This is a genomic window from Mesorhizobium sp. LMG 17147, assembly GCF_024297145.1.
GTDB lineage: Bacteria > Pseudomonadota > Alphaproteobacteria > Rhizobiales > Rhizobiaceae > Mesorhizobium.
The window spans coordinates 95,169-104,457 of record NZ_JANCTC010000016.1 but is presented as its reverse complement, the minus strand read 5'-3'; the positions used below and the strand labels follow the sequence as shown (position 1 = coordinate 104,457).

Annotated in this window: 7 protein-coding genes and 1 tRNA gene; 2 read left to right on the top strand and 6 right to left on the bottom strand. The window is 61.3% G+C overall.

The window, feature by feature from the left end:
* The coding region (locus tag NMG46_RS23530) for a sugar phosphate nucleotidyltransferase (RefSeq protein ID WP_254819909.1) at positions 1 to 419 on the bottom strand (419 nt) is incomplete at its 3' end.
* Between the two features lie 15 nt (positions 420 to 434).
* Entirely contained in the window at positions 435 to 1,955 is a 1,521-nt protein-coding gene (locus NMG46_RS23525) for a phosphomannomutase/phosphoglucomutase (protein WP_254819908.1), read from the bottom strand.
* A gap of 199 nt (positions 1,956 to 2,154) precedes the next feature.
* On the opposite strand from NMG46_RS23525, the gene NMG46_RS23520 reads away from it, so the two are divergent.
* Positions 2,155 to 2,231, top strand: a tRNA-Pro gene (locus NMG46_RS23520).
* Positions 2,232 to 2,827: 596 nt separating this feature from the next.
* Complete coding sequence (locus NMG46_RS23515; protein ID WP_254819907.1) at positions 2,828 to 3,745, top strand: hypothetical protein; 918 nt, start codon at positions 2,828 to 2,830, stop codon at positions 3,743 to 3,745.
* On the opposite strand, the gene NMG46_RS23510 is transcribed toward NMG46_RS23515, so the two are convergent.
* The 4 genes from NMG46_RS23510 to NMG46_RS23495 form a co-directional block, all read right to left on the bottom strand.
* Positions 3,720 to 5,339, bottom strand: coding sequence for an ABC transporter ATP-binding protein (locus tag NMG46_RS23510; RefSeq protein ID WP_254819906.1), 1,620 nt, complete (start codon positions 5,337 to 5,339; stop codon positions 3,720 to 3,722). The two genes, NMG46_RS23515 and NMG46_RS23510, sit on opposite strands and share 26 nt — an antisense overlap.
* 3 nt (positions 5,340 to 5,342) lie before the next feature.
* On the bottom strand, positions 5,343 to 6,461 hold the full coding sequence (locus NMG46_RS23505) for an ABC transporter permease (RefSeq protein WP_254819905.1): 1,119 nt from the start codon (positions 6,459 to 6,461) through the stop codon (positions 5,343 to 5,345).
* Positions 6,454 to 7,377, bottom strand: coding sequence for an ABC transporter permease subunit (locus tag NMG46_RS23500; RefSeq protein WP_254819904.1), 924 nt, complete (start codon positions 7,375 to 7,377; stop codon positions 6,454 to 6,456). The genes NMG46_RS23505 and NMG46_RS23500 overlap by 8 nt, the downstream gene beginning before the upstream one ends.
* Before the next feature lie 163 nt (positions 7,378 to 7,540).
* Positions 7,541 to 9,133 (bottom strand): peptide ABC transporter substrate-binding protein, encoded by a 1,593-nt coding sequence (locus tag NMG46_RS23495; RefSeq protein ID WP_254819903.1) that lies wholly within the window; start codon positions 9,131 to 9,133, stop codon positions 7,541 to 7,543.
* Between the last annotated feature and the right edge of the window lie 156 nt (positions 9,134 to 9,289).

Sequence of the window (9,289 nt, the reverse complement as noted above, 5' to 3'; positions counted from 1 at the left end):
TCGCGCGCCGCCGCGGTGCCGGCTTCGACGCTCTGCCAGAATTGCTGCGCCGTCGCGATCTCGTGGTCGGAGGGCACCACCAGCACCAGGCTGTCGCCGAATTCCGACAAGGTGCGCAGGCTTGCCAAGGCAACGGCCGCGGCAGTGTTGCGGCCGGTGGGCTCGAACAACGGGCCGCCGCCGGAAAGCTCGTGACCGGCAATATCGGCATGAACGCGGTCGGCGTGCCTTTCCGAGGCAATCAGGAAGACCGGCGTTTCGCCCTCCGGCCGTGCGGTCAGCCGCCGCAGCGTCTTGGCCAGCATCGAGCCGTCGCCGGAGAAATCATGGAACTGCTTGGGATTATCCTCGCGCGACAGCGGCCACAGCCGCGAGCCGACGCCGCCACTCATCACAAAACTGACGATCCGTTCGGTCATGAAGACGAGCCCCGCTCAAAAGGTCTGGTTGTAGACGCCGACTTCGGGGCTGCGGCGCAGCACCGCATCGACGGCTTCGAACATCTGCCGGCGCCGCTCGGATGATACCGGGCTCTCCACCACCACCACAAGCTCCGGCTTGTTCGATGATGCCCGCACCAGCCCCCAGGTACCATCCTCCGCCACGACCCTGACGCCGTTGACGGTGATCAGTTCGGCGATCTTCTGGCCGGCGAAGACCGCGCCGTCGTTCTTCATCTTGCGAAAATCGCCTACAACGCGCTCGACGACGCCGTATTTGAGCTCGTCGGCGCAGTGTGGCGACATGGTCGGCGTGCCGAAGGTCAGCGGCAGATCGCGGTAGAGATCGGCCATGCTGCTTTGCGGGCTGCGATCCAGCATCTGGCATATGGCGATGGCCGTTACCAGGCCATCGTCATAGCCGCGGCCGATCGGCGGATTGAAGAAGAAATGGCCCGATTTCTCGAAACCGGCGGCGGCGCCGAGTTCGGCGACGCGCCGTTTGATATAGGAGTGACCGGTTTTCCAATAGTCGGTGACCGCCCCATTTTCCCGCAACACCTTGTCAGTCATGAACAATCCGGTCGACTTGACGTCGACGACGAAAGTCGAGCCGGGATAGAGGTGTGAAATGTCGCGCGCCAGCATGACGCCGACCTTGTCGGCAAAAATCTCGTTGCCTTCATTGTCGACCACGCCGCAGCGATCGCCGTCGCCGTCGAAACCGAGCCCGACATCGGCGCCCGTTTCCAGCACCTTGTCGCGAATGGCGTGCAGCATCTGCATGTCTTCGGGGTTGGGATTGTAATTGGGAAACGTATGATCGAGCTCGACGTCGAGCGGGATCACCTCGCAGCCGATCCTTTCCAGTGCCTCGGGAGCGAAAGCCCCAGCGGTGCCGTTGCCGCAAGCGGCCACCACCTTGAGCTTCCTCGAGATACGCTTTCCCGCTGTCAGATCGTCAAGGTAGGTTTTGCGGAAGTCCGCAACGAAGTCATAGGAGCCGCCACCTACAAGATCGAAATCGCCGGACAGCACGATCGCCTTCAACGCACTCATCTCCTCCGGACCAAAAGTCAGCGGGCGCGCCGCGCCCATCTTGACGCCGGTCCAGCCATTCTCGTTGTGCGAGGCAGTGACCATGGCGACGGACGGCGTGTCTAGCGCGAACTGGGCGAAATAAGCCATCGGCGACAGGGCCAGTCCGACATCCTTGACCCGTGCGCCGGCCGCCATCAGCCCGGAAACCAGCGCCAGCTTTATGGCGAGCGAATAGGAGCGAAAATCGTGACCGGTGACGATGTCGGGCCCGGCACCCACGCGACGGATCAGCGTGCCGAGCCCCATGCCGAGCGCCTGGACGCCGATCAGATTGAGTTCCGGCGTTTCGTTCGAGCCGGGATGGCCGAACCACCAGCGCGCATCATATTCGCGAAACCCGGACGGCTTGATCAGCGCCGAGGTTTCAAACTCAAAAGTGTTTGGTCTGACATCGCTAACGATCTTCATCGACACGGCTATTAACTCCAGGCGGGCTGAATCAGGTGCTTCGAGGCAAGGCGACGGTTACCCAGAAGCCTTTAAGCCGTGTTTGTGCGACAGCAAACTGAAACCTGTATGACGTGACGGCGAAAGCGAAAGAAATGCGACGGAAGCGCTGCCATTGGCGCTTGCAGTAACCAAACTCGGCGGCTATAAGCCCGCGGTCTGGTCGCGGAGTGTAGCGCAGCCTGGTAGCGCACATCGTTCGGGACGATGGGGTCGCAGGTTCAAATCCTGCCACTCCGACCAGAAAAAACAGGTCCGCTCCGGTCCATCCGGGAGAGATGGCTCAGGGCTCGTAAGGGCTCTTGCAAGTTGCGCCTGTACATTCGACAAAAAGAGGTTCGGCCGAGGGGCTACGCGGTGCCCGCAGTGGCATCGAATCGCGGCATGTTCGTCACCGAAAAAAAGCGAGATTTTCAAGGCACCGGAAACCTCCCCCGCTTCGAAATGCCAAGTCGTCCCGTCAAAGCCGGCGTGAGAATTACAACTCAGTTGCAGCCGGAACATGGGATAGCCTGAGCCAGCATTTTGATGCGGCTGTCAGCTACCTCCGGGAATTCACCTCGTCGTCCGGCGGGAAAGCCAAGCCGGTGCTATTCTGCGCCGCATTTCGCAAGTCTTTGCATCTCACGGCACTATCGCCCATTTTGCTTGTTGCAAAGCCGGTCTTGTTGCCTCTTCTAGTGATCCCCGTCCGCAGGACGAAGAAGTTCGTAGCGAAAAAGGGGACCATCGTGACGACCCATCATCATGCCCACATGGGGGCAGTGTCTAGCGCCGCAGGTAGGCTGCCCCCTCAACTCGGGCCTGCGGCCGCCGGCAAATATCAGCCCCCGATCTCCATGGCCAATGCCCGCCGCCTGACTGTCGGTGACATCCTCGCCGCCTACACCGAAGCACGCCAGGCCAAGATTGCCGGTCGCAAGGAATTTCTCGCCAGGATGCGTTTTCTGAACGAATTCTTCGGCCCCGAACCGGTCGCCAGCATCAATGAAGATCGCTGCCGCGCCTACGTCGCGCACCGTTCGCGCGAGCGCAATCGGGTAGAGCGTGAACGAATCGCCAAGCTCAACGCCGCCGCGATGGAGACCCGCCGTGCGTTACTCCCGGCGTGGCAAGACAAAGACTTTACATCAGGCCCGCGTCGCGATCTTGAGGACCTCCGCTCGGCGATCAACTTTTGGGCCAAGGAATACGGTCTCGATCCGAAGCCGTCCGTCACCTTGCCAGACAAACCAGCAGCGCGCGAGCGCTGGCTGACGCGCGAGGAAGCAGCGGGACTGCTGCGCGCGGCATTGCGGCTGCGCCGGAAGCATGGTCAGTACGCTCATCTCTGCCGGTTCATCATTGTGGGGCTCTACACGGGCTGCCGACATCGTTCAATCCTGGAACTCAATTGGGATGGCGAGGCCGCAGGAGCTTGGCCAGACCTTGGCCGCGGCGTGCTCTATTGCAAAGATCAGCACGCGAAAAAAAGCAAGAAATGGCGTCCGCCGGCGCAACTGCCGTCCCGGCTGATCGCCCATATGCGCCGCTGGAAGCGCATCGATTGCGACTGCGGGCCGGTCGTCCCTGACAGCCTGGGCGAACCGACAAAGCGCATCGGGAAGGCGTTCCGCACCTGCCGCGTGGAAGCCGGGCTCGGCGACGATGTCACCCCGAATGTGCTTCGCTACACCCGCGCCATGTGGCCTGTGCTATGCGACGTCGACATGTGGCGGATCGCCAGCAAGGCTATGCACTCAGACGAAATCGCGTGACATCGATGGCCGCGGCCATCAGTGTCTGTGTGTAGGTTGCCTGCGGATTGCTGAAGATCGCCTCGGCCGGTCCCTCCTCGACGATCTTGCCCTGTTTCATGACGATGATGTAGTCGGCCATGGCGCGCACGACGGCGAGATCGTGGCTGATGAACAGATAGGACAGCTCGTGGTCGGCCTGCAGCTTGCGCAGCAATTCGACGATCTGCTTCTGCACGGAGCGGTCCAGCGCCGAGGTCGGCTCGTCCAGCACCACCACTTTAGGCTTCAGTATCATGGCGCGCGCAATTGCGATGCGCTGCCGCTGACCGCCGGAGAATTCATGCGGATAGCGGTTACGCGTGTTCGGGTCGAGCCCGACTTCGAGCAAGGCGTCGACCGCGCGGAGATCGCGCTGCCTGCCCGACAGATTGGGCTCGTGGACCAGAAGCCCTTCGGTGATTATCTGGCCGACGGTCATGCGTGGCGACAGCGAGCCGAATGGATCCTGGAAGACCAGCTGTAATTCGCGCCGCAGCGGCCGCATTGCCTGGCGGTCGGCGTGGGAAATGTCGCGGTCGCCAAGCCGGATGATGCCGTCGCTGGGCAGGAGCCGCAGCAAGGCGCGGCCGAGCGTCGATTTTCCCGAGCCGGATTCGCCGACGATGCCGATCGTCTGGTTGCGCTTCAGCCGTATCGAAATGCGATCGACGGCGCGCAGCAGCAGCGGCTCGCCGCCAAGGAATCCGCCGCCGATCTTGAAGGTCACCTCGACGTTCCTGCCTTCAAGCAGGACAGGGGCATTCGGCGGCGGCGGCGCCTTGGTGCCGGTCGGTTCGGCGGCAAGTAGCATCTTGGTGTAGGCGTGCTGCGGGTTGGCGAAGATCGCTTCCGCTTCGCCCTCCTCGACCACCTCGCCATAGCGCATCACATAGACCCGATCGGCAAAGCGCCGGACGATGCCGAGGTCGTGGGTGATGAAGACGATCGCCATGCCGAGCTTGCGCTGCAATTCGGCGAGCAGCATGAGGATCTGTGCCTGGATGGTGACGTCGAGCGCGGTCGTCGGCTCGTCGGCGATCAATATGTCGGGGTCGTTGGCCAGCGCCATGGCGATCATGACGCGCTGGCGCTGACCGCCCGACAACTCGTGCGGATAGGATTTCATCCGCCGCTCCGGATCGGGAATATGGACCAGCCGCAGCAGCTTGAGCGCCTCCTCGCGCGCCGCCGCGGCGCCCAGCCCGCGATGCTTGCGGATCGGCTCGATCAACTGGTTGCCGATCGAATAGAGCGGGTCGAGCGAAGTCATCGGCTCCTGGAAGATCATGCTGATCTTGCGGCCGCGGATCTTGTTGAGCTCGGGCTTGCTCAAGGTCAAAAGATTGCGGCCGCGATAATCGACGGTGCCGGTGGCCTCGCCGTTCGAGGCGAGCAGGCTCATCGCCGCCATCATCGTCTGGCTCTTGCCGGAACCGGATTCGCCGACGACGGCGACGGTCTCGCCTGATTTGACGTGGATATTGATGCCCTTCACCGCCTCCACCACACCGTCGAGGGTGCGGAAGCGGACCCGAAGGTCCTTGACGCTGAGGATGGTTTCTGAAGCAGCCATCTCTCAGCGATCCTTCGGGTCGAGCGCGTCACGCAGGCCGTCGCCGACGAAATTCAACGCGAACAACGTCGAGACGAGAAAGAAGGCCGGGAACAAAAGCAGCCAGTTGGCCGAGCCGATGTTCTGGGCGCCGACCGAGATCAGCACGCCCCAGCTTGTCATCGGCTCTTGGACGCCGAGCCCGAGGAACGACAGGAAGCTTTCCAGGATGATGACCTGCGGCACCAGCAGCGTCATGTAGATCACCACCGGCCCGAGCAAATTGGGGATGACGTGGCGCAGCAAAATGCCACGCTGTCCGACGCCCATCGCCTCCGCCGCCTGGACATATTCCTGCCGGCGGATCGACAGCGCCTGTCCGCGCACGATGCGCGCCATGTCGAGCCACAGCACCGCGCCGACGGCCAGGAACATTAGCACGAAGTTCCTGCCGAAAAACACCACCAGCATGATGACGAAGAAGATGAACGGCAAAGAATAAAGCACGTCGACGACACGCATCATCACCTCGTCGACCCTGCCGCCGGCAAGGCCGGCGGTGGCGCCGTAGAGCACGCCGATGACCACGGCCACAATGCCGGCAAGCAATCCGATGGCCAGCGATATGCGCCCGGCCATCAGCGTTCGCGACAGCAGATCGCGGCCGGTGTTGTCGGTACCGAACAGGAAATATTGCTGCTTGATCGAGGCACTCATCACCATTTCGAGACCATCCGGCGATTTGCTCTCGATCTTTGTGTCATCGAAGGTATCGGAACGATCAAGGTAGCGAATGTTGCGGTCGTCGATCGGCTTGGACGATCTGACGGTAACGAACACACGGCTGCCCTCCTGCCGCCAATCCTTGATGTCGACGCGCATACGCCTGATCGCCTCATCGAGAGCGCCTTCGATCATGTCGGCCTGCGGATAGGCGGAGAAGCTCGGCGGCGTGCGCACATAGTCGGCATAGATGGTGGTATACTGGTGCGGCACGAAATAGGGCCCAAACACACTGATGACGGTGATGAAGGCAAGGTAATACAGACTGAACATGGCCGCGCGATTGGCCTTGAGGCGCGCCCAGGCGTCACCCCACAGGGATCGGCCGACGACCGGTGCGGCAACTGCGATATCAGTCATAGCGCACCCTCGGGTCGACGACCCCATAGAGGACGTCGACGATCAGGTTGAAGACAATAGTGAAGAGCGCGATGACCACCACCGTCCCCATAACCAGAGTGTAGTCGCGGTTGAGCGCGGCAACGACAAAATGGCGGCCGATGCCCGGTATAGAGAAGATGGTCTCGACGATGATCGAGCCGGTGAGAAGGGCTGCAGCTGCCGGACCGGTAAAGGAGACGATCGGCAGGATGGCGCCGCGTAGCGCATGCTTGACGACGACTGACCAGTCGGACAGGCCGAGAGCGCGCGCGGTACGGATGTGATGCGAGTGCAGTGATTCGATCATCGAGCCGCGCATCAGGCGGGCAACGATGGCGATCTGCGGCAGAGCGAGCGTCAGCACCGGGCCGACCTTGTTGATGAGGGCTCCATCGCCCCAGCCACCGATCGGCAGCAGCTTCCACGTCAATCCGAATACAAGCTGGATTACCGGGGCGATGACAAAGGTCGGTATGGTGCTGCCGGCGGTCGCCAGCGCGATCACCGAATAGTCGGCAAACTTATTCTGGTTGAGCGCGGCAACAGTGCCGAGCACGCTGCCGAGGAGCAGCGCCAGAACGAGTGCCGAAGCGCCGAGTTGGATCGAGATCGGCAGGCCCTCCCTGAACAACTCGCCGACGGTAAAATCCGGCATGTTGTAGCTGGGACCGAAATTGCCGCGCAGAAGATTGCCCAGATAGTGGACGTACTGCAGCCAGAGCGGATCATTGAGGCCGAACTGGGCTTCGAGATTGGCCCTGATCTCGGGGCTAAGACCCCGCTCCTGGTTGAACGGGCCGCCCGGCGCGACACGTATCAGGAAGAACGCTATGGTCACGATGACGAACAGCGTCGGAATGGCGGTCAGAAGCCGCCGGAATACGTAACGCAGCATCGGTGCCCCGCTTGATCCAGAGCGCGCGTCCAGCTGGACGATTGCGCTCTAGCCTTCAAATCTTCGCACCGACATTGCCGAAAATCTATTCCGGTTCCCGGGCCGATGCGATGGCAAACCAGCGCCGCCGCGCATTGAGTTGCGCGGCGGCCCAGCGAAGGGATCAGTCCTTGCTGATGAAGCGGGACGGATGGATGTCCATCACATTGTCGTCGAAGCCATGCAGCTTCGAGGAAACGATATCGTGGTAGCTGTAGTAGAGAAGCGGGATCTCGCCGACATCGTCGACGAGGATGCGCTCGGCTTCGGCGAGTTTCTTCATACGCTCTTCGGGCTTGCCGCCCGCGGCGGCCGCCTCGTCCATGGCTGCCTCGAATTTCGGACTGTTGTAAACCGAATAGTTGTTGCCGCTGGCCTTGCGAGAGATGCCGAGAAAGGTTTCCGGATCCTTGTAGTCGGCGATCCAGGCGGCACGCGCCACGTCATAATCACCCTTCTGCTCGAGGAAGGAGTAGTGGGTCTTGGTGTCGGTGTTGAGCAGCGTGACCTCGACGCCGAGCGGCTTCAGCTGTTCCTGGATCGCGACAGCGGTGTTCTTGTGGTTCTCCGAAGTGTTGTAGCGGATCTGCATCTTCAGCGGATGCTCGGGCGTATAGCCGAGCTTCTCCAGGATTTTCTTGGCTTCATCTTCGCGATCGATCTGCGGCATGTCGGCGTATTTTGCCAGTGCCGGCGTGTAGCCCTCGATGCCCGGAGGTACCATCGAATAGCCGGGCAGCATCGAATTCTGCCAGACTTTTTCGGCCAGGAAATCGCGATCGATCGCCATAGAGATGGCGTTGCGCAGTTCGACGTTGTCCCACGGCGCCTTGTCGGTCTTGATCGCATAATAGTAGATGCCAAGATATGGCCCGACGCGGACCTGGTCGCCGAATTTGGCCTTGAGGTCGCCGAGCTGTTCGGTCGGCAGGTCACCGTAACTGTCGAGTTCGCCAGCCTCGAAACGCTTCATCGCCGACGAGCGATCCTCGGTCGGGATGTAGTTGACCACGTCGAACTTGACGCTCGCGGCATCCCAGAATTTCGGATTCTTGACCAGCTTCAGATGGTCGTTGGGAATCCACTCCGCCGCTGTAAAGGCCCCGTTGGAGACCAGCTTGCCTGCCTTAATCCAGTCGGCGCCAAGCTTTTCGATGGACGCCTTGTTAACCGGATAGGTCGCCTGATGGGTCAGCATCTCCAGGAAGTAAGGCGTTGGCGCCTTGAGCGTGACTTCAAGAGTATTTGCGTCAATCGCCTTGACGCCCATATCCTCCGGCTTGCCCTTCTTGGTGTTGACTTCCTCGGCACCCTTCACGGGATAGAGCATGGAAGCGTATTCGGCAGCGGTGGCCGGATCTTCCAGCCGACGGAACGAATAAACGAAGTCGTCCGCCGTCACCGGGCTGCCATCCGACCAGAGGCCGTCCTTGCGCAGCTTGAAGGTGTAGACAGTGCCGTCGTCGGAGACCGTCCAGCTTTCGGCGGCACCCGGAATGAGGTTCGTCTTCTGGTCATGCATGACGAGGCCCTGGAACAGGTCGCGTATGATATCGGCTTCGTAGACCGTCGAGGTCTTGTGTGGATCGAGCGTCTCCGCTTCGGCGGCGGCTCCGCGGTTGTAGACGGTCTCGGCGAAAGCCGGCGTGTAGAACGTACCGGCGGCCAAGGCCAAAGTCGTGGCGAGTACCGTCGCCTTCAGCACATGTTTCAACATGGAGTTCTCCCTAATGACGTCGCCCTTCAGCCACGTCTCTAAGCGTTGACGCCCCGAAACCGATTGGCTGGTTCCTTTCGAGCGCGCAGCCGGTTCCCTTTCCGGCAGCTGGTGGCCAAACAGTAACGTGGAGATTTTTTATTTCAACAGTCTCTC